Source organism: Streptomyces sp. NPDC002076 (assembly GCF_053593835.1).
Genome location: NZ_JBSFDI010000023.1, coordinates 31494 through 50619, shown reverse-complemented (window position 1 = coordinate 50619; position 19126 = coordinate 31494). Strand labels below are relative to the sequence as shown.

The following is a 19126-nucleotide window of genomic DNA, read 5'->3' as shown; positions in this document are numbered from 1 at the left end:
CGGCCGGTGCACACGGAACGCGTGCGCACCGGCCGCCGCTGTATGTCGTGGCCGAGCCGCCGTGCGGCACGGAGCGGCACCCGTGGCGCACGGCGCCGTTCGCCCGGGACAGTGTTCGCTCGGGATGCGGCTCGCGCACGGCGCCGTTCGCCCGGGAGAGCGTTCGCTCGGGGCGCCGCTCGCCCATGGGCAGCCGTACGCCTAGGCCGAGAACGCGTCGACGCCCGTCAGTTCCGCCGACAGCTCCCACAGCCGAGCCGCCTGCTCCGGGTCGATCGCCCAGTCCTTGACGCCGGTGCGCTCCTCGCCCTCCGGCGCGAGCTCGGCGATGTCGCAGTCCTCCAGATAGACGCCACCGAGCCCGTCCAGCTGCGGCGAGGTCGCCGCCCACACCTGGGTCGCCGCACCCTGCTGCGGGGTCTTGAAGCCCTCGGGGTTGAGCACGTTGCCGTCCTCGTCGATCCAGCCGCGCTCGATCATCTCCTCCTTGGGCAGGTGCCGTTGGAGCGGGGTGATGATGCCGCCGGGGTGCAGGGCGAAGGCGCGGACGCCGGCGTCACGGCCGAGCTTGTCGAGCTGGACGGCGAACAGGACGTTGGCGGTCTTGGCCTGGCCGTACGCCTCCCACTTGTCGTAGCCCCGCCGCCAGTGGACGTCGTCCCAGCGGATCCCGGAGAAGTGGTGGCCGCGGGAGGAGACGGAGACGACCCGGGCACCACCCGGTGCGATCGCGGGCCACAGACGGTTGACGAGGGCGAAGTGGCCGAGGTGGTTGGTGGCGAACTGGGCCTCCCAGCCGGGCCCCACCCTGGTCTCCGGGCACGCCATGATCCCGGCGCTGTCGATCACGATGTCGATGGTCCGCCCCGAGGCGAGGAACCGCTCGGAGAAACCGCGCACGCTCTCCAGGTCGCCGAGGTCCAGCTCGTCCAGTTCGACGCCGGGGATGTCGGCCATCGCCTGCTCGGCGGTGGCCGGGCGGCGGGCGGGCACGACCACGTGGGCGCCGGCCTTCACGAGCGAGCGGGTGGTCTCCAGGCCGATGCCCGAGTAACCGCCGGTGACGAGGGCGAGCTTTCCGGTCAGGTCGATGCCCCGCAGGACTTCGTCGGCGGTGCTGGTGGCGCCGAAACCCGATCCGATCTTGTGCTGTGCAGTGCTCATGCCGGGAACGCTACGAGTTCAAGTGCTCTCGAAGTCAAGCGCGACACCGGGCGGCACCCGGGGACGGCACGCACGCGGACGAGGGCCGATCCTCTGGGAATCCTCAAGTGTCGTGCCAGGTGGCGGGCATGCGGCCACGATGATCCACATGGCAGCTCTCGCAGGATTCAACAGGAAGCACGACGTCGTGCCGGTCATCCGGGACGCGGACATGGTCGCGGTCGCCCTGCGCCAGGCGCTGGCCGAGGCATCGCCTCAGGAGCGCCCGGGTCTGGCACGCGCCGCCGCGCTCGTCGAGGCCACCGCGGCCGCCACCGAGTCCCAGGTGCGCGCCCGTTGGGTCCGCTCCCGGCTGGCCGCTGTCGGCTTCGCCGGGGACATCGCCTCGGTCGCGGCGGTGAAGGCACTGCGCCAGGCGGAGCCGAGGCTGAGCCTGCTGGCGGCGGTGCACCTGCAGAAGGAGGCGGTGGCCCATCCGGAGTGATCCGGCCGCCCGCGGCGCAGTCACAGCGCCGTGAGATGTCCGGGCTGGTCCGGCTGCCGCGGAATCAGGGCCGGTTCGGTGGTCGCGCCTCCCGGCTCCAGGGCCAGTACCGCGGCCACGGGGTGGTCGTCGTCCTCAGGCACCGGCTCCGGCGTGACCCGGGTGAGCAGGACCACGCCCCAGGAAGCCAGCCCCGCCCCGACGAGGGCCAGCAGGACGCCGGCCGGGCCGCCCTGGAGACCCTGGCCTAGCAGGCTGAGGCCGATGACCGCGGCGGCCACCGGGTTGGCGAGGGTCACCACGGCCAACGGCGCGCCGAGGCCGCCGCGGTAGGCGGTCTGCGACAGCAGCAGCCCGCCGACGGCGAACCCGGCGACGAGCACGGCGACCACGACGACCTCGGTGCTCAGCGCCGGGCCCGTGCGGTCCGTGGCCGCCACGGTGACCGTCTGGGTCAGCGCCGAGGCGACGCCGGAGGCGAAGCCGGACGCCGTCGCGTGCCGGAGGCCGGGCCGGGCGCCGGGCCAGGACAGCATGCCGATCGCGGCGGCGGTCGTACCCGCGACCGCCAGCGCCTCGGTCAACGACAGCACTCGCGCGGGCGCCGGACCGGAGGCGGTGACGAGCAGCGCGGCGAGCCCGAGCAGCGTCAGCGCCGTACCGCGCCACTCCACCGGGCTGACCCGGCGCCCGGCCGCCCGCGCGCCGAGCGGTACGGCCGCGACCAGGGTGAGCGCGCCCAGCGGCTGGACGAGGGTGAGCGGGCCGTACTTGAGGGCGACGACGTGCAGCAGGGCGGCCGCCGCGTTCAGACCGACCGCCGACCACCAGGCGCCGGTGCCGAGCAGCCGCAGCAGGCCGGTCGCCGTGGTGTGGGAGGCGAGGCGTTCCTGGGCGACGGCGGCCAGCGCGTAGGCGATCGCGGAGACGAGGGAGAGGGCGACGGAGATCAGGGCGGCGGCGCTCATCGGGCCGCTCCCACCAGGACGGGCTCGCGCGGCGCGAGCCGGCCGGCGCCGCGTCCCGCCGTGCCGGCCGTCCGGTGCGGCGGACGGATCACGGCGAGGGCGAGGCCCAGCATGGCCGTCGCGGCGACCGCGTCGAGCCAGTAGTGGTTCGCCGTGCCCACGATCACCAGCAGGGTGATCAGCGGGTGCAGCAGCCACAGCCAGCGCCACCGGGACCGGGTGGCCACGATCAGGCCGATCGCCACCATCAGCGCCCAGCCGAAGTGCAGCGACGGCATCGCCGCGAACTGGTTGGACAGATGGTCGCTGGACGGCGGTCCGTACACGGACGGGCCGTAGCGGCGGGCGGTGTCCACCAGGCCGGTGCCGGTCAGCATCCGCGGCGGGGCCAGCGGGAACGTGAACGGCAGCACCAGCGCGGCCGTGGTGACGACCGCGAGAACCCGGCGGGCCCACACGTAGTGCGCGGGCCGCCTCAGATACAGCCAGACCAGGAAGGCCAGCGTGGCCGGGAAGTGGACGGTGGCGTAGTAGGCGTTCGCCAGGTGGACGAGGATGTCGCCGTGCAGCAGTGCGGACTGCACGGCGTTCTCGTGGGGGAGGTGCAGCGCCCGCTCCAGGTCCCACACGCGGTGGGCGTTGTGGACGGCGTTGCCGGTGTGCCCGGTGGCCAGCTGCCGGCCCAGCTTGTAGACGAGGAAGAGCCCCGCGACCAGCAGAAGCTCACGTATGAGTGCCGGGCGCGCGGTCGCGTCCGGCGGCTCCGCTGCTGCCTCTGCAGGCTCGGTTCGGGCATCCATCCCCCGGCCCCTTCGCTGACGGTGGTGCGTGTGGTGGTGCGGACGAGCACCGTCCCCGGGGGCGGAGCTCATCGATACGTGGCCGTACCGATACGTCAGTGTACCGATACGGCCGAGTACCGGTACACTTGCGTATCGGTTGATGTGCGACACACTGGAGACAGCGTCGGGAGCCCGGCTTGAGCGATGCTTCAGCGGGCCGTGCAGGAATGACCGCAGTACACGAGTGAGGGGAAGCACCGCATGACGTCGCAGGCCGCGGAGGGACCGGAGACGGTCGTCGCCTCGCGCCGCTCCAAGATCACGGCCGAGCGTGAGCGGGAGTTCTTCGACGCCGTGCTGGACCAGATCCGCGAATGCGGTTACGAGTCCGTCACCATGGAGGGCGTCGCTGCCAGCACCCGGTGCAGCAAGTCCACGCTCTACCGGCAGTGGAAGACCAAGCCTCAGTTCGTCGCCGCCGCGCTGCGCGCCAGCCGCCAGGTGCGGTTCACCGGCATCGACACCGGATCGCTCGCCGAGGACCTGCGCCAGGCGGCGCGGGCCGCCGGGGACTGGTCCGGCAAGGACACCAGGCTGCTGCAGGCGCTCGGGCACGCGGTGACGGCGGACCACGAGCTGGCCCAGGCGCTGCGCGAGGCGCTGGTGTATCCCGAGATCGCGGCGCTGCAGGAGATGCTCGCCCGCGGCGTGGCCCGGGGCGAGGTGCGCGCGGACCATCCCGCGCTGGAGTACATCCCCGCCATGATGTTCGGCGTCCTGCGCGTCCGGCCGGTGCTCAGCGGCCAGTACGCCGACAGCGACTATCTCATCCGGTTCGTGGAGTCCACCGTGCTGCCCGCGCTCGGACTGACGCAAGGACCGACCTGAGACCCAGGCCGCCGTTCATGGGATGACTGAACGGTGGCCTGACCGCGCCGCACCGTGGGGACGGGGGCGGCGCGCCCCCCGGCCGGGTGGGGCTCCTCTTGAGCGGAGGGGAACCCCACCCGGCCGCATCATGTCCCGGCCGCCGTCGGTCAGACGTCCTGGCCGTTCCCGCCGCCGGACGACACCTTGATCCCCTTGAGGATGTCGTCGATGACCGAGGTCTTCTGCCCGACGTCGATGCCGAAGCGCACCACCACGAGCCGCTTGGCGTCGTCGGGTGAGGGGAAGGCGACCGACTCCACATAGCCGTCGGCGCCCTTGCTGGTGACCGCCTTCCAGCGCACCATGTACCCCTTCTGCCCGGCCACCGTCACCGCCCCGGAGCCCAGCACCTGGTGTGAGGTGATGCTGCCGTAAGTGGTGCCGCCATAGGACTCCTTGGCGTTGGCCGCGATGTCCGCCTCGGCGACCTTCTCGGCCGTGTCGCCCTTGATGCCCAGCGCCTGGGCCGGGGCCGAGTAGGCGCCGCCCGAGGTGCAGGTCTGGGCGGAGTTGCCCGGGCACTTGTAGGAGTCGTCGGAGGTCACCTGCGCACCGACGCTGATCGTCTGCCCGGTCCAGCCCTCGGGCACCGGCAGGCTGATGCCGTTGACCGGGTCCGGCACCGTGCCGCCGCCCTTGACCTTGGGCGCCTCGGACTGGCCCGGCGACGGCGAGGCCCCGCCGGAGCCCCCCGAGCCCCCGGAGCCGCCCTGGCCGCCGAAGCCGCCGCCCGGACCGCCCTGCCCGCCGTCCTGTCCGCCCGCTGCGCCCTGCCCCGACCCGGCCTGGTCGGAGCTTCCGCCGCCGGGGTCCTTGGTGAGGGCCCACACGCCGACGGCGATGCTCGCCAGGACCGCGGTCGCCACCACGACGGCTATACCCGTGCGCACACCCCGCCGGGGGCCGGCCGGCGGCGGGGCGGGGTAGACCGGATACGCCGGATACGCGGCCTGAGCGCCATAGGCGGGGAAAGCCGAGGGAGCGGCCGGCTGCGGGCCGCCGGCCGGCGGCGGCTGCGTCGGGGGACCCCACGTGGCGGCCGTCCCGGCGGGGCGGGTCTGGTCCGTCCAGGCCTTGCCGTCCCACCAGCGCTCGGTGGGCGGACCGTCGTTCGTCTGCCCGGGGTCGGGGTACCACCCGGGGGGAGTCACCTGCGTCATGACCCCACCGTATGAGGCGACAGTGAAAGTGCGATGAGAGGATCAGCCGCCAATCGGCCGGACCGGACATTTCGCCACCGGGATTTTTCCCACAGCCCTGTTCTGACTCCCCGTCACCGACGTCCGCGCGCTCGGACGCCGGGCGCCCGCATTGCGCCGGATCCGTGCCCGGCCGTGCCCGGCAGGCCGTGGACGGTCATAGGCCGCGGACCGCGAAGACGTACGCCCCGGCAGGGTGAGCGCCGCCGACGCGTCCTCGGGGCGGACGCCGTCGCGGCAGCGAGAGCGGTACCGGCAACCAGCGGCAACCGGTCCCGTACCGGCCATGGTTGACGCCTCGTCCGCTGCTGACCGGCCCTTCGGCCCGGGGGTGCGTCGCCCGCCCGCGCCCACTTTCACCCGCCGGGGCAAGAGCTGCCCCGACCGGCCACCACACATCCCGGCGGACGGCTACGCTCAGGTTCTGTACGTCATTCGGGCGACCTGGGGAGGTATCGGGATGACGGAGGGACGGCCGCCGACGGCCGCCTCGGCTTCCCTGTGGGAGCGGGACGCGGAGATCGCCACCGTCGCACACGCACTCGACCTCCTGTGCGCCGACCAGTCGTCCGCGGGCAGTCTGCTGGTCTTCCGCGGCGAGGCGGGATTCGGCAAGACCGCGCTGCTGGCCGAGGCACGCCGCATCGCCGAACGCCGCGGCTGCGCCGTGTGGTCCGCGCGCGGCGCGGAGACCCTGAAGTCCGTCCCGTTCAACGTGGTACGGCAATTGCTGCAGCCCGCCCTGCTGTCGTTACTGCCCGAGGAGGCCCGCGAGTACCTCGGCGACTGGTACGACATCGCCGGTCCCGCCCTCGGCATAGCGGACCCGCAGGAGGGCAGCGCCGACCCGCAGTACGTGTGCGACGGACTCGTCGCCGCGGTGCGCCGACTCGCCCGCCGCGAGTGGCCGCTGGTGCTGCTGATCGACGACGCGCACTGGGCCGACCAGGAGACCCTGCGCTGGCTCGCCGCGTTCGCCGAGCGCCTCGACGACCTCTCCGTCCTCGTCGTGGTCGCCCGCCGCCCCGGCGAGGTCAGCGGCGACAGCGCCCGCCACCTCGACGCGGTGGCCGCCGCCGCGGGCCGCCCCGTCAACAACCTCAGCGCCCTCACGCCCGACGCGGCGGCGGGACTCACCCGTGCCACCCTCGGCCGCCACGCGGACGATGCGTTCTGCCGCGAGGTCTGGGCCGTCACCGCGGGCAACCCCTACGAGACCACCGAACTCCTCGCCAAGGTGCAGGACAGCGAACTGCAGCCGGTCGAGGCCCGGGCCGGTGAACTGCGCGCCCTCAACCGCGCCGCCCGCGGTGGCGGACTGGTCGACCGGCTCAAGGGGCTCGGCCTGGAGGCCACCCAGTTCGCCTGGGCGGCCGCCATCCTCGGTACCGGTATCACCGTCGACATGGTCGCCCGCCTCGCCACCATGGACGAGGCCGTCGCCCGGCACTGCGCGGCACTGCTCTGCACCGCCCGCATCCTCACCGAACCCGCCCCCGTGGCCGGCGCCGAACGCGAGGAGGGCGAGCTGGAGTTCGTCCACCCGCTCATCGCCAGCGCCGTCTACAACTCCATCCCGTCCGGGGTGTGCACCGCCATGCACGGCGTCGCCGCCCAGATCATCACCCAACTGGGACGCGGCGCCGCCCAGGCCGCCCGGCATCTGCTGAAGGTGCACCCGGACGGCGACGAGGAACTCGTCGAGCAACTGCGCGAGGCCGCCCGCGAACACCTCGCCGTCGGCGCGCCCGACGCGGCCCGCACCTGCCTCGAACGCGCCCTGCAGGAGCCGCCCCTCCCCGAGGTCCACGCCCACGTCCTGTACGAACTGGGCTGCGCCAGCCTGCTCACGGCACCCGCCGTCACCATCGACCACCTCCAGTTCGCCCTCGGCCTGCCCGGCCTAGACGGCGAGCGGCGGGTCGACGCGGTGGTCCGGCTCTCCCAGGCGCTGATCCACAACGACCAGCTGGAGGAGGCCGTCCGCACGGTCCAGGCCGAGGCCGCCCGGCACGAAGCCGGCCCCGTGCGGATGCGGCTGCAGGCCGTGCAGTTCATGTGGGAGGGCATCCACGGCGAGACCGTCTCCCCGGCCCGCTCCCGGCGCCTCGCGGAACTCGCGAGCACCTGCACCGGCCGCGACAACGCCGAACGCGCCCTGCTCATCCTGCGCGGCTTCGACGCCATGACCCACGGCGAGAGCGCCGACGAGGTGCTCGAACTGTGCGACCGCGCCCTCGTCAACGGCCGCCTCGCCCCCGGCCTCGGCTGGACCGACCCCGAGTGGGGCATCGAGCTGCTGATGATGCTCGGCAGCGCGTACGCCTACGCCGACCGGCTCGACCGCGCAGAGAGCCTCTTCGCCGAGGCCCTGCGCGTCTACACAGTGCCGGCTGGCGCGGCGGCCACCTCTCCCTCGCCAATGCCTTCCTCGGGCTCGCCTACCGCAGGCAGGGCCGGCTGCGCGATGCCGAGTCCACCCTGCGCGAGGCCTTGGTCCTCGCCGAACGCGTCGGCCGCCGCCTGCCGCTGTACTGGTCGGCGACCTGCGGCCTGGTCGACACCCTGCTCGCCCGCGGCCGCGTCGACGAGGCCTGGTCGATCGCCGAACAGTACGGCTTCGCGCCGCCCTACCCCTCCACGATCGTGCTGCCCGACATCCGCTGCGTGCGCGGCCGGCTGCTGCTCGCCGTCGGCCGTACCGAGGAGGGCGTCCACGAGCTGGAGGCCGCCGAGAAGATCGCCGCCTCGCGCGGCGGCCACAACCCGGTCCTCTCGCCCTGGTCCATCGACCTGGCCAGAGCCCTCGCCGACCGGGACCCGGAGCGCGCCGCACAGCTCGCCGCCGACGCCCGCCGGCAGGCCGAACGCTTCGGCACGGACACCGCCATCGGCGAGGCCCTGCGCTGCGCAGCCGCCCTGGAGACCGGCGGGCGCGCGGTCCAGCTCGCCGCCCAGGCCGTCACCTACCTGGAGGCCTCGCCCTGCCAGTACGAACACGCGGCGGCCCGCGTCGAGTACGGCATCGCCGCCCGGTCCGTCGCGGAACTGGGCCGGGGCCTGGACCTTGCCCGGGCCTGCGGTGCCGATGGGCTGGCAGCCCAGGCGAGGGAGGCGCTGGAGTCGGGACAGGGGCTGAGCTAGCGCCCTGCTGCGGACCTCACATCGTGAGCAACTGTTCCGTGACCGCCGCCAGACGCTTGCGTACCTCCGGGTCGTACGTCTCCTCGTGCGCCCGGGCCCGCCGGGTGCCGTCGAAGTAGCCGCCGCTGCCCAACTCCTCGGTGGCCAGGGCCAGTACACCGGGTGCGCCGTCCGCGACCGAGTTCCACGGCGCGATGGCGCTCTCGCGGACCATCGCCGTGTCCATGAAGGTGGCGGGGTGCAGGACGTTCACCGACACCCCGCTGTGCCCGAGTTCCTCCGCGAGCGTGAAGGTGTGCGCGGCGAGGGCGAACTTGCTGCGGCAGTACGCCGACATCCCGCTGTAGCCGCGGCTGAGTTCCGGGTCGGTGAAATCCAGGGGTTCCTGGCCGGCCGAGCCGACGTTCACGATCCGGGCCGGCGCGTTGTTCCGCAGGACCGGCAGCAGGGACCGGGTCAGGACGACCGGCGCGAGATAGTTCACGGCGAGCCGCAGCTCGTGCCCGTCGGCGCTCAGCTCCCGCCCGGAGCCGGGCGTGCCGCCGCCCACCCCCGCGTTGTTGATCAGCACGGCGAGGTCGGGATGAGCCCCGGCGACCCGCGCGCCCAATTCGCGGACCTCGGCGAGGCGGGCCAGGTCGGCGACGAAGCCCTCCGCCTCGCCCTCGGTGCGCAGCTCCGCGACCAGCCGCTCGGTGCGGTCCCGGTCCCGGCCGTGGGCCAGGACGACATGGCCGGAGCGGACCAGTTCGAAGGCCACGTAGCGGCCGAGTCCGGAGGTGGCACCGGTGATCAGAATGGTGGACATGCTTCCACCCTAGGCACGGCCGGGCGCCGCGAGGGGGGTGCTGTCGAAGCTACGACCGGCAGGGTCACCCTCAGCCCTTGGTGTCCCCCTCCTCCTCGGCGAGGACCCGCTGGGCGGTCGCGAACGCCGAGTTGGCGGCCGGCACCCCGCAGTAGACGGCGGTCTGCAGCAGCACCGCGCCGATCTCCTGCGGCGTCAGCCCGTTGCGCCGCGCCGCCCGGACATGCATCGCCAGCTCGTCGTAGTGGCCGTGGGCGACCAGCGCGGTCAGGGTGATCATGCTGCGCTCGCGCCGGGACAGCGTCGGATCGGTCCAGATCTCGCCCCACGCGTAGCGGGAGATGAAGTCCTGGAACCGGGCGGTGAACGGGGTCTGCCGGGCCTGCGCCCGGTCCACGTGCGCGTCGCCCAGCACCTCGCGGCGCACCGCCATCCCGCTCGCCGGGAATCCGTCCAGCTGGGTGCGCAGCGCGGCCAGCACGGCCCGCGGGCACTGCGCCGGCGCCAGATGGGAGGCGCCGGGCAGCTCCACCAGCGTCGAGCGGGGCACGGCGTCGGCGATCTCGCGCAGATGCGCCGGCGGTGTCGCGGGATCCTGCTTGCCCGCCACCAGCAGCGTCGGTACGGCGATGCCGGCGAGCCGGTCGCGCAGGTCGAACGCGGCCAGCGCGTCGCAGCAGGCGGCGTACCCCTCCGGATCGGCATCCCGATGGTCCAGCACCAGCCTCGGCACGGTGAACCCGGGAGTGAACCAGCGCGCATCCGCGCTCTCCACCAGCCACTCCATGCCTTCCCGGCGCACCCGGTCCGCCCGTTCCCGCCAGGGCGCCGCGCCGCCGAAGTGGGCGGAGGAACAGATGACCGCCAGGGAGGTCAGCCGCTCGGGGTGGTGCACGGCCAGGTGGAGGCCGACGGCGCCGCCGAGGGAGACGCCTGCGTAGGCGAACCGGTCGATGCCGAGCGAGTCGGCGAGGGCCAGCACCAGCGCGGCGAGGTCGCCGACGGTCGCGCCCGGCCCGATCAGCTCCGGCGCCGACCCGCCGTGGCCGGGCAGGTCCCAGCGCACCACGCGGTGGGCCGCCGACAGCTCGGGCGCGAGCGCGTCCCACAGGGCGTACGAGGTGCCGAGGGACGGCCCGAGCAGCAGCGGGGGTGCCGAAGCGGGGCCTTCCGCCAGGTGGTTGAGGATTTTCTCGGTCAACGTCGCTCCAGAGCACGGTCGGTGAGAGTTCCGGCGAAGCCGGTGTAGTGGGCCGGGGCGCAGAGGTCGTCCAGGTCGATCTCCTTCAACTCGGCCTGCTCAGTGAGGAGTTCGCGCAGCGGGCGGTCCTCGGCGTGGGCTCGGCGGGCCAGTTCGGTCAGCAGCTCCTTGGCACGCGCACGACCGAGGACGGGGCTGAGGGCGGCGGACAGCCGCTCGGACACGATCAGGCCGCGGGTGAGGCCGAGGTTCCGGCGCATCGCGGCGGGGTGCACGCGCAGGCCCTCGGCCAGCTCGGCCGCGTGGGCGGCCGAGCCGCCCACCAGCCGGAGCAGATCGCGCAGCGGCTCCCACTCGGCGTGCCAGGCGCCGGCCGGCCGCTCGTCCTCGGCGGCGACGGAGCCGTACAGCGTGGCCGCGAGCTCGGGGGCGCGCCGGGCGGCGGCCAGGAGGAGCGTGGCGCGCACCGGGTTCGCCTTGTGCGGCATGGCCGACGAGCCGCCGCCGCTGCCCTCGCTCACCTCACCGATCTCGGTGCGCGACAGCGTCAGCACATCCACGGCGAGCTTGCCCAGCGCCCCCGCCGCGAAGGCCAGGCACCCCGCCAGGTCCGCGATCGGCGTCCGCAGCGTGTGCCAGGGCAACGCCGGTGCGGCAAGGCCGACTTCGCGGGCGTACGCCACCGTCAGTGCGGTGGCGTCCTGGGCGCCGTAGGCTCGGAAGGCCGCCAAGGTCCCGGCGGCACCGCCGAGTTGGGCGGGCAGCGCGTCCCGTACCCGGGTGACGCGGTCGCGCGCGTCCAGGACCAGCGCGCGCCACCCGGCGGCCTTCAGCCCGAACGTGGTCGGTACGGCGTGCTGGGTGAGCGTCCGTCCCGGCATCACCGTCTCCCGGTGCTCGGCGGCGAGTCCGGCCAGCGCCCGTTCGGCACGGCCCAGATCGGCCAGGACCAGGCCGAGGGTGCGCACGGCGACCAGCATGGTCGCCGTGTCCAGGACGTCCTGGCTGGTGGCGCCCCGGTGGACGCAGGGGCCGTACTCCTCGCCGACCGCCCTCGTCAGGTCGGCGACGAGCGGAATGACCGGGTTGCCCCCGGCCGGGGTCCGCGCGGCCAGGTCGCGGAGGTCGAACCGGTCCGGGACGGCCGCCTCGGTCACCGCCGTCGCGGCCTCGGCCGGGGCGAGGCCCAGCGCGGCCTGCGCCCGGGTCAGCGCGGCCTCGGCGTCCAGCAGCGCCCGCAGATACGCGTGGTCGCTGGTCTCGGACGCGGCGCCCGACCGGGCCCACCCGGGTGCGAGCAGGCCGGTGTCGGCGTACGGAGGGGACGCAGGTGTCACTGGAACTCCAGGAAGACCGTCTCGCCTTCGCCCTGAAGGCGGATGTCGAAACGGTAGGCGCCCGGGCCCTCCTCGGCGGCGATCAGCGTGTCGCGCCGGTCGCCCACCCGGGTGAGCAGCGGGTCGGCGGTCAGTGCGGCCTCGTCGCCCGGCAGGTAGATACGGGTGAACAGGTGGACGAGCAGGCCGCGCGCGAAGACGCAGACGCTGAGGTACGGCGCGTTGCCGCCGCGCGCGCCGGGACGCAGGGTGCGCGCGTACCAGTGGCCGTTCGCGTCGGTCTGGATGCGGCCCCAGCCGGTGAACTCCACGCCGTTGCGGCCGAGGTACTCGCCGGTGGCCGGGTCGCGCCGGATGGAGCCGTCCACCTGCGGCACCGTGCCGTCGGGGCGCGGTCCCCACAGCTCTACGAGCGCGTCCGGCAGCGGCGCGCCGGCGCCGTCGAGGACGTACCCGTGCACGGTGATCGTGTCCGGGTGGCCGAGCGGGGCGATCTCCTCGCCGCCGCGGAAGGGCAGGGCGTAGCCGTAGAAGGGGCCGACCGTGTGGGACGGGGTGGGGAGCACCTGCTCCGGGCTGCTCGTGTCGATCTTCGTCATGGCGGTCAGCGTCCTTCCTCGACCCGGGTGGCGGCCGGGCCGTCCAGCACGATGTCCCAGTGGTAGCCGAGCGAGAACTCCGGTACCGACAGGCCGTGGTCGTAGGTGGCGACCAGCCGCTGCCGGGCCGCGTCGTCCGTCACCGACTGCAGGATCGGGTCGTACGGGAACAGCGGATCGTTCGGGAAGTACATCTGCGTCACCAGCCGCTGGGTGAACGCCGTGCCGAACACCGAGAAGTGGATGTGGGCCGGGCGCCAGGCGTTCACGTGGTTGCGCCACGGATAGGGGCCGGGCTGGATGGTGGTGAAGTGGTAGCGGCCCTCGGCGTCGGTGAGGGTGCGGCCGAATCCGGTGAAGTTCGGGTCGAGCGGGGCGTCGTGCTGTTCGCGCTGGTGGGCGTAGCGGCCGGCCGAGTTGGCCTGCCAGATCTCGATGAGCTGGCCGCGCACCGGGCGCCCGGCGCGGTCCAGCAGCCGCCCGGAGACGGTGATCCGCTCGCCGATCGGCTCGCCGCGGTGGTGCCGGGTGAGGTCGTTGTCGATCCCGGTGATGTCGCGCTCGCCGAAGGCGGGGGAGCGCAGCTCCACCAGCTCCGGGTCCCGGGCGGTGTCGATGGCGACCAGGGGCTGCTTGGGGTGGCGCAGTACGGAGGAGCGGTAGGGCGCGTAGTCGCGGCGCGGATGGTGCTCGACGGGGGCGCCGTCGGCGACGCGCTTCTCGTACGCGGCGTGCTCGGCGGCGATTTCGAGGTCGATGTCGGATTGGGTGAGAGTCATGGCACGTCCTGGAGGTCAGCGTTCGAGAACGAGGGCGAGGCCCTGGCCCACGCCGATGCAGAGGGTGGCCACGCCGGTGCCGGAGCCGCGGCGGGCGAGCTGGTGGGCGACGGTGCCGGCGAGGCGGGCGCCGGAGGCGCCGAGCGGGTGGCCGAGCGCGATGGCGCCGCCCTGGGGGTTGAGGATCGCCGGGTCGAACTCGGGCCATTCGGCGAGGCAGCCGAGGACCTGGGCGGCGAAGGCCTCGTTCAGCTCCAGGACCGACAGATCGTCGAGTCCCTTGCCCGCCTTGGCGAGAGCACGGTCGACGGCCTCGACGGGGGCGAGCCCGAAGTAGTGCGGGTCGGTCGCGGACACCCCGGTCGCGGAGATCCGGGCGAGCGGTTCGCGGCCGGTCGCCTTCAGCCCCTCCTCGTCGGTGAGGAGCAGGGCGGCGGCGCCGTCGTTCAGCGGGGAGGCGTTGCCCGCGGTCACGCTGCCGGTGTCCGTACGGAAGGACGGCTTGAGCTTGGCCATCGCGGTGAGGGAGGCGTCCGGCCGTACGCACTCGTCGGCGGCGAAGGAGACCGGCTCGCCCTTGCGCTGCGGGACGGGGACGGGCGCCAACTCGGCGCTGAACAGGCCCTGTTCCTGGGCGGCGGCCGCCTTGCGGTGGGAGGCGAGGGCGAACTCGTCCTGCTGCTCGCGGGTGATCCTGTGCTTGTCGGCGATCAGCTCCGCGCTCTCGCCGAGCGGGACGGTCCACTGCGGGTCCATCCTCGGGTTGACCATGCGCCAGCCGAGCGTCGTGGAGTACAGCTCGGCGTGTCCGGCCGGGAAGGCGCGGTCGGACTTGGGCAGGACATACGGGGCGCGGGTCATGGACTCCACGCCGCCCGCGAGGGCGATGTGCGCGTCGCCGACGGCGATGGCGCGGGCCGCCTGGACGACCGCCTCCAGACCGGAGGCGCACAACCGGTTGACGGTCACGCCGGGCACGGAGGTCGGCAGGCCCGCCAGCAGCGCGGCCATGCGGGCCACGTTGCGGTTCTCCTCGCCGGCGCCGTTGGCGTTGCCGAAGTAGACGTCCTCGATCCGGGCCGGATCCAGAGCCGGTGTGCGGGCGAGGAGTGCGCGGATCGCGTGGGCGGCGAGGTCGTCCGGGCGTACGGAGGCCAGGGCGCCGTTGTAGCGGCCGATGGGGGTGCGGACGGCGTCGACGAGGTAGACCGTGTTGGCTGCGTTCACTGCAGGCTCTCCGGGATGGTGAGTTCGGCGTCGGTTCGGGCGACGACGTCGTCCACGGTCACCCCGGGCGCGGTCTCCACCAGGGCGAGACCCCCCTCGGTGACGTCCACCACCGCAAGATCGGTGATGACTCGGTTCACACAGGCCCTGCCGGTGAGCGGCAGCGTGCACTCCTTGAGGATCTTCGGGGAACCGTCCTTGGCGGTGTGGGTCATCACCACGATCACCCGACGGGCGCCGTGCACCAGGTCCATCGCGCCGCCGATCCCGGTGACCAGCTTGCCCGGCACGGCCCAGTTGGCCAGGTCGCCGCCGGCGGAGACCTGCATGGCGCCGAGTACGGCCACGTCGATGTGCCCGCCGCGGATCATCGCGAAGGACAGCGCCGAGTCGAAGAAGGACGCGCCGGGCAGGACCGTCACGGTCTCCTTGCCCGCGTTGATCAGATCCGGGTCGACCTGGTCCTCGGTCGGGTAGGGGCCCGTGCCCAGAATGCCGTTCTCCGACTCCAGGACGACCTCGACGCCCGGGGGGAGATGGTTCGGGATCAGCGTCGGCAGGCCGATGCCAAGGTTGACGTACTGGCCGTCGCGCAGCTCTCGTGCCGCGCGGGCGGCGAGCTCCTCGCGTGTCCAGGCCATCAGCTGCTCACCGTCCTGCTCACCGTCCGCTGCTCGATCCGCTTGTCCGCCGCCTGCTCCGGGGTGAGGGCCACCACCCGCTGCACGAAGACGCCCGGCAGGTGTACGGCGTCCGGGTCGATCTCGCCGGGCTCGACCAGCTCCTCCACCTCGGCGATCGTGACCTTCCCCGCCATGGCCGCGAGGGGGTTGAAGTTGCGGGAGGACCTGGCGAAGACCAGGTTTCCGTGCCGGTCGCCCTTCGCGGCCCTGACCAGCGCGAAGTCGGTGCGGATGGCGCGCTCCAGGACGTATTCCACGCCGTCGAACTCCCGCACCTCCTTCGGCGGCGAGGCCAGCGCCACGCCGCCGGAGCCGTCGTAGCGCCAGGGCAGCCCGCCCTCGGCGACCTGGGTGCCGACCCCGGCCGGGGTGTAGAAGGCGGGGATGCCGGCGCCGCCCGCGCGCAGCCGCTCGGCCAGCGTGCCCTGCGGGATCAGCTCCAGCTCCAGCTCACCGCCGAGGTACTGCCGGGCGAACTCCTTGTTGCCGCCGATGTACGAGCCGGTCACCCGGCCGATCCGCCCCGCGGCCAGCAGTACCGCGAGTCCGGACTCCATGGCTCCGCAGTTGTTGGAGACGACCGAGAGACCGCCGACCCCGCGCTCGTACAACGCCTGGATCAGCACGTTCGGCACACCGCTCAGCCCGAACCCGCCGACCGCGAGGGACGCGCCGTCCGGCACATCGGCCACCGCCTCAAGGGCGGTGGCGACCACCTTGTCCATCCGTGAAGCCTCATCTCTTCGCCATTAATCAGCGCACTGAGTATTTCAGCGAGGTGCCTCACACGCTGCCACCGGGGGACGATGTCCGTCAAGACGCGGGTCATTCGCAGTTCCCATGGGCGACAGACCGTCTGATCGGCGGGTATTGTTCAGTACACCAACGAAATGATCAGGGAGCGCACATGGCCGCGGTGGACCTCACCACCCATCCCGGGCACCTGGCCCGGCGGCTGCAGCAGGCGCACTACCTGCTGTGGAACACGATGGTCTCCGAGGAGATCACCTCGCCGCAGTTCGCGGTCATGAACGCGCTCGTCGCCGAGCCGGGCCTCGACCAGCGGACGGTGGGCGAGCGGGTGGGTCTGGACCGCTCGACCATCGCCGAGGTCATCAGCCGGCTCGGCCGCCGGGAGCTGCTGACCAAGGCGCGCGATCCGGAGGACGGCCGGCGCTTCCTGCTCCGCCTGACCGACGAGGGCCGGCGGGTCCACCGCAAGCTGACCGTGCGCACCGCCCGGATGAACCAGGTCTTCCTCGCGCCGCTGTCCGCCGAGGAACAGACCGTGTTCTTCGACCTGATCCGCCGGGTCGCGGACGCGGCCGAGGGCCTGCGCAACCCGGCCGAACCGCTGGTCGCGCGGGGCTGACCTGGCCGGTACGGGCGTTGACCGGTCCCGTACGGCAGTTCACGGCGCCGGTGCGAACACCACCCACACCTGGCCGGCGGCGAAGTTCATCCGGCTGCCGTCCGCCGCCGTGAACTTCGTACCGTCCGTCGCGGCCGGCCGTGACCAGGAGGCGTCGAAGGAACGGCCGTCGCGCAGCACCTGGGCCTTCCCCGAGCCGACCGTCACGGTGTACGGCGTGTGGTTGCCCAGCACGTCGTGGTAGCGGGAGGTCCGGATCTTCACGTACTGCACGACGACCGTCGCCGGTGTGACCCGCGTGCCGTCCGTCGTCACCGTGGGCGTGCCGTCCATCGCCACCAGCCAGCGGTGCCGCTCGGCGGACCAGGTGAAGGTGAAGCGGGCGGCCGGGTAGCGGACGGTGCGCGTGGCCGTCGGAGTGCCGCCGGACGGGGCCGGGCCAGAGCTGAAGCCGGTCGTCAGTGCCGCTTTGCCCGGGGCGGACGGCAGCAGCTTGGCGGGGTGCAGATACAGGTTGTGCGGGGCGGCCTTGGCGGTGCCCCGGTAGTAGGCGGCGGGGGCCTCGTCGGGGGACTCCGGCCGCAGCGGCGCCCGGTCGATCAGCGGCAGCAGCTTGTGCTGGGCGCCGGAGAAGGCGAGCGTCGGCCGGTGGAACTGGCGCAGCAGCTCCAGATCGGACTCGCGGGCGCTGCGCACCGGTCCTACGGTCTGCGGAAGCCTGGTCGCGTAGACCGCCATCAGCCGGCTCAGACCGCCCTCCACCTGCTCGGCGTACACCACGTCCGCCGCGTCGAGCCCGGTCTGCGGGCGGGCCGCGGGCACGTTGTCGATCTTCACGGCGAGTGGTGAGCCGGCCGCCGCGACCGACGGCGCCGGAGTCGGCGGCGACATGGATGCCGGGGTGTGCTGTGGGGCGCGGCCGTCGTCCCGGCCGTGATGGGTGCAGGCCGTGAGGGAGACGGTCAGCGAGACCGCCAGTGCCGCCGCCGTCAGCGCCCCGCGTCGCATACTCGCTCTGTGTCTCATGCCCACCATGGCCACCCCGTTCATGCGTCCGATTGTGTGCTCATCGGGTCATCGCCGGCCATACCCGAACGCGTACGGAGGTGCGCGTTCCGTGGGCGGCTCGGGCTCCGTCAGGAGGGGTTCGGTGCTGGTGGGCGCGGGTACCCGGGCGCCACCGCCAAACGCCCACGCGAACGAGGGAGCGGGACCCATGAAGGCAGTCACCTGGCAGGGGCGGCGGGACGTCCGGGTCGAGGACGTGCCCGACCCGCGGATCGAAGAGCCCACCGACGCCGTCATCCGCATCACGTCCACCGGACTGTGCGGCTCGGACCTGCATCTGTACGAGGTGCTCACCCCGTTCATGACTCCGGGCGACATCCTCGGGCACGAACCGATGGGCATCGTCGAGGAGGTCGGCCCCGGAGTGCCGGACCTCAAGGCCGGGGACCGGGTCGTGGTGCCGTTCCAGATCGCCTGCGGCAATTGCTGGATGTGCCTGACCGGGCTGCCGACCCAGTGCGAGACCACTCAGGTCACCGGCGAGGGAATGGGCGCCGCCCTGTTCGGCTACACCCGCCTGTACGGCGCCGTGCCCGGCGCCCAGGCCGAGTATCTGCGCGTCCCACAGGCTCAGTTCGGGCCGATGAAGGTGCCCGAGGGCCCGCCGGACGACCGTTTCGTCTATCTCTCCGACGTCCTGCCCACCGCCTGGCAGGCCGTCGAGTACGCCGCCGTCCCGCCCGGCGGCACCCTCGCCGTCCTCGGCCTAGGGCCGATCGGCGACATGGCCTGCCGGATCGCCAAGGCATGCGGCGCGGAGCGGGTGTTCGGCATCGACCTGGTGCCGGAACGGCTCGCGCGCGCCGCCCGGGACGGTGTGGAGACCTACGACCTGAGAGCCTTCGACGACGAGAAGGCCCTGGTCCACGCCATCCACGACGAGACCGGCGGCCGGGGCCCGGACGCCGTGATCGATGCCGTCGGCACCGAAGCCCACGGCAGCGCCGCCGCCAAGCTCGCCCAGACAGCCACCGGGCTGCTGCCCCGCAAGATCAGCGCTCCCCTCGCGGAACGCTTCAGCATCGACCGGCTCAGCGCCCTGCACATGGCGATCGACCTGGTACGGCGCGGCGGCACCATTTCGCTGAGCGGCGTGTACGGCGGCACGGCCGATCCGATGCCGATGCTCACCCTGTTCGACAAGCAGATCCAGCTGCGTATGGGCCAGGCCAACGTCCGCCGCTGGAGCGACCGGATCATGCCCTACCTCACCGACGAGGACCCGCTCGGCGTCGACGACTTCGCCACCCACCGGCTGCCGCTCGCCGAGGCACCGCAGGCCTACGACATGTTCCAGCACAAGCAGGACGGCGCCATCAAGATCCTCATGCAGCCGTAGGACTCCGACTGGCCCTGCCTCGCTGGCCCCCCCTGCCCGGCC

The 19126-nt window shown here is 73.2% G+C and carries 17 protein-coding genes and 1 pseudogene; 5 read left to right on the top strand and 13 right to left on the bottom strand.

Annotated features, from left to right (window positions below; translation table 11 throughout):
- Positions 1–201 precede the first annotated feature (201 nt).
- Entirely contained in the window at positions 202–1164 is a 963-nt protein-coding gene (locus tag ACWCQS_RS36150) for an SDR family NAD(P)-dependent oxidoreductase (protein WP_451008398.1), read from the bottom strand.
- Positions 1165–1312: 148 nt separating this feature from the next.
- On the opposite strand from ACWCQS_RS36150, the gene ACWCQS_RS36145 reads away from it, so the two are divergent.
- Entirely contained in the window at positions 1313–1648 is a 336-nt protein-coding gene (locus ACWCQS_RS36145) for a hypothetical protein (RefSeq protein WP_451008397.1), read from the top strand.
- A gap of 20 nt (positions 1649–1668) precedes the next feature.
- Here the strand turns inward: ACWCQS_RS36145 and ACWCQS_RS36140 are convergent, their stop codons facing one another.
- Positions 1669–2616 (bottom strand): hypothetical protein, encoded by a 948-nt coding sequence (locus tag ACWCQS_RS36140; RefSeq protein ID WP_451008396.1) that lies wholly within the window; start codon positions 2614–2616, stop codon positions 1669–1671.
- A complete protein-coding gene (locus ACWCQS_RS36135; protein WP_451008395.1) occupies positions 2613–3416 on the bottom strand; it encodes a phosphatase PAP2 family protein in 804 nt (267 codons plus the stop codon). The genes ACWCQS_RS36140 and ACWCQS_RS36135 overlap by 4 nt, the downstream gene beginning before the upstream one ends.
- Before the next feature lie 243 nt (positions 3417–3659).
- On the opposite strand from ACWCQS_RS36135, the gene ACWCQS_RS36130 reads away from it, so the two are divergent.
- The gene (locus ACWCQS_RS36130) at positions 3660–4286 is read left to right on the top strand and encodes a TetR/AcrR family transcriptional regulator C-terminal ligand-binding domain-containing protein (protein ID WP_451008394.1); all 627 of its coding nucleotides are present in this window, start codon (positions 3660–3662) and stop codon (positions 4284–4286) included.
- Between the two features lie 149 nt (positions 4287–4435).
- Here ACWCQS_RS36130 and ACWCQS_RS36125 read toward each other — a convergent pair whose 3' ends face one another.
- Entirely contained in the window at positions 4436–5488 is a 1053-nt protein-coding gene (locus ACWCQS_RS36125) for a DUF2510 domain-containing protein (protein WP_451008393.1), read from the bottom strand.
- A 499-nt stretch (positions 5489–5987) separates the two neighbouring features.
- Between ACWCQS_RS36125 and ACWCQS_RS36120 the strand changes: the two are divergent.
- Positions 5988–8671 (top strand): annotated as a pseudogene (locus ACWCQS_RS36120) (ATP-binding protein).
- A 16-nt stretch (positions 8672–8687) separates the two neighbouring features.
- On the opposite strand, the gene ACWCQS_RS36115 reads toward ACWCQS_RS36120, so the two are convergent.
- The 8 genes from ACWCQS_RS36115 to ACWCQS_RS36080 form a co-directional block, all read right to left on the bottom strand.
- On the bottom strand, positions 8688–9479 hold the full coding sequence (locus tag ACWCQS_RS36115) for an SDR family NAD(P)-dependent oxidoreductase (protein WP_451008392.1): 792 nt from the start codon (positions 9477–9479) through the stop codon (positions 8688–8690).
- Positions 9480–9549: 70 nt separating this feature from the next.
- Complete coding sequence (gene pcaDC, locus ACWCQS_RS36110; RefSeq protein ID WP_451008391.1) at positions 9550–10680, bottom strand: bifunctional 3-oxoadipate enol-lactonase/4-carboxymuconolactone decarboxylase PcaDC; 1131 nt, start codon at positions 10678–10680, stop codon at positions 9550–9552.
- Positions 10677–12017 carry a 3-carboxy-cis,cis-muconate cycloisomerase gene (pcaB, locus tag ACWCQS_RS36105; protein WP_451008390.1) on the bottom strand — a complete coding sequence of 447 codons (1341 nt, stop codon included), beginning with the start codon at positions 12015–12017 and terminating at the stop codon, positions 10677–10679. The genes pcaDC and pcaB overlap by 4 nt, the downstream gene beginning before the upstream one ends.
- On the bottom strand, positions 12014–12616 hold the full coding sequence (gene pcaG, locus ACWCQS_RS36100; protein WP_451008389.1) for a protocatechuate 3,4-dioxygenase subunit alpha: 603 nt from the start codon (positions 12614–12616) through the stop codon (positions 12014–12016). Before pcaG ends, pcaB begins: the two co-directional genes overlap by 4 nt.
- Before the next feature lie 5 nt (positions 12617–12621).
- On the bottom strand, positions 12622–13395 hold the full coding sequence (pcaH, locus tag ACWCQS_RS36095) for a protocatechuate 3,4-dioxygenase subunit beta (protein WP_451008388.1): 774 nt from the start codon (positions 13393–13395) through the stop codon (positions 12622–12624).
- A 15-nt stretch (positions 13396–13410) separates the two neighbouring features.
- Positions 13411–14622, bottom strand: coding sequence for a thiolase family protein (locus tag ACWCQS_RS36090; RefSeq protein ID WP_451008387.1), 1212 nt, complete (start codon positions 14620–14622; stop codon positions 13411–13413).
- Positions 14619–15263, bottom strand: coding sequence for a CoA transferase subunit B (locus ACWCQS_RS36085; RefSeq protein ID WP_451008386.1), 645 nt, complete (start codon positions 15261–15263; stop codon positions 14619–14621). Before ACWCQS_RS36085 ends, ACWCQS_RS36090 begins: the two co-directional genes overlap by 4 nt.
- Positions 15263–16030, bottom strand: a complete 768-nt coding sequence (locus ACWCQS_RS36080) for a CoA transferase subunit A (RefSeq protein WP_451008385.1) — start codon at positions 16028–16030, stop codon at positions 15263–15265. The genes ACWCQS_RS36085 and ACWCQS_RS36080 overlap by 1 nt, the downstream gene beginning before the upstream one ends.
- 182 nt (positions 16031–16212) lie before the next feature.
- Here ACWCQS_RS36080 and ACWCQS_RS36075 point away from each other — a divergent pair, with 182 nt between their 5' ends.
- Positions 16213–16677, top strand: a complete 465-nt coding sequence (locus tag ACWCQS_RS36075; RefSeq protein WP_451008384.1) for a MarR family winged helix-turn-helix transcriptional regulator — start codon at positions 16213–16215, stop codon at positions 16675–16677.
- A 39-nt stretch (positions 16678–16716) separates the two neighbouring features.
- Here the strand turns inward: ACWCQS_RS36075 and ACWCQS_RS36070 are convergent, their stop codons facing one another.
- Positions 16717–17685, bottom strand: a complete 969-nt coding sequence (locus ACWCQS_RS36070; protein ID WP_451008383.1) for a DUF3048 domain-containing protein — start codon at positions 17683–17685, stop codon at positions 16717–16719.
- 208 nt (positions 17686–17893) lie between these two features.
- On the opposite strand from ACWCQS_RS36070, the gene ACWCQS_RS36065 reads away from it, so the two are divergent.
- Positions 17894–19084, top strand: coding sequence for a zinc-dependent alcohol dehydrogenase (locus ACWCQS_RS36065; protein ID WP_451008382.1), 1191 nt, complete (start codon positions 17894–17896; stop codon positions 19082–19084).
- Positions 19085–19126: the final 42 nt, after the last annotated feature.

Bases quoted from the DNA above. Each gene is read 5' to 3' on its own strand.
- ACWCQS_RS36085 (WP_451008386.1), bottom strand. From the start codon at position 15,263: ATGGCCTGGACACGCGAGGAGCTCGCCGCCCGCGCGGCACGAGAGCTG.
- pcaH (WP_451008388.1), bottom strand. From the start codon at position 13,395: ATGACTCTCACCCAATCCGACATCGACCTCGAAATCGCCGCCGAGCAC.
- ACWCQS_RS36125 (WP_451008393.1), bottom strand. From the start codon at position 5,488: ATGACGCAGGTGACTCCCCCCGGGTGGTACCCCGACCCCGGGCAGACG.
- ACWCQS_RS36135 (WP_451008395.1), bottom strand. From the start codon at position 3,416: ATGGATGCCCGAACCGAGCCTGCAGAGGCAGCAGCGGAGCCGCCGGAC.
- ACWCQS_RS36140 (WP_451008396.1), bottom strand. From the start codon at position 2,616: ATGAGCGCCGCCGCCCTGATCTCCGTCGCCCTCTCCCTCGTCTCCGCG.
- ACWCQS_RS36145 (WP_451008397.1), top strand. From the start codon at position 1,313: ATGGCAGCTCTCGCAGGATTCAACAGGAAGCACGACGTCGTGCCGGTC.
- ACWCQS_RS36075 (WP_451008384.1), top strand. From the start codon at position 16,213: ATGGCCGCGGTGGACCTCACCACCCATCCCGGGCACCTGGCCCGGCGG.
- ACWCQS_RS36080 (WP_451008385.1), bottom strand. From the start codon at position 16,030: ATGGACAAGGTGGTCGCCACCGCCCTTGAGGCGGTGGCCGATGTGCCG.
- ACWCQS_RS36115 (WP_451008392.1), bottom strand. From the start codon at position 9,479: ATGTCCACCATTCTGATCACCGGTGCCACCTCCGGACTCGGCCGCTAC.
- pcaG (WP_451008389.1), bottom strand. From the start codon at position 12,616: ATGACGAAGATCGACACGAGCAGCCCGGAGCAGGTGCTCCCCACCCCG.
- ACWCQS_RS36150 (WP_451008398.1), bottom strand. From the start codon at position 1,164: ATGAGCACTGCACAGCACAAGATCGGATCGGGTTTCGGCGCCACCAGC.
- ACWCQS_RS36130 (WP_451008394.1), top strand. From the start codon at position 3,660: ATGACGTCGCAGGCCGCGGAGGGACCGGAGACGGTCGTCGCCTCGCGC.
- ACWCQS_RS36065 (WP_451008382.1), top strand. From the start codon at position 17,894: ATGAAGGCAGTCACCTGGCAGGGGCGGCGGGACGTCCGGGTCGAGGAC.
- ACWCQS_RS36070 (WP_451008383.1), bottom strand. From the start codon at position 17,685: ATGCGACGCGGGGCGCTGACGGCGGCGGCACTGGCGGTCTCGCTGACC.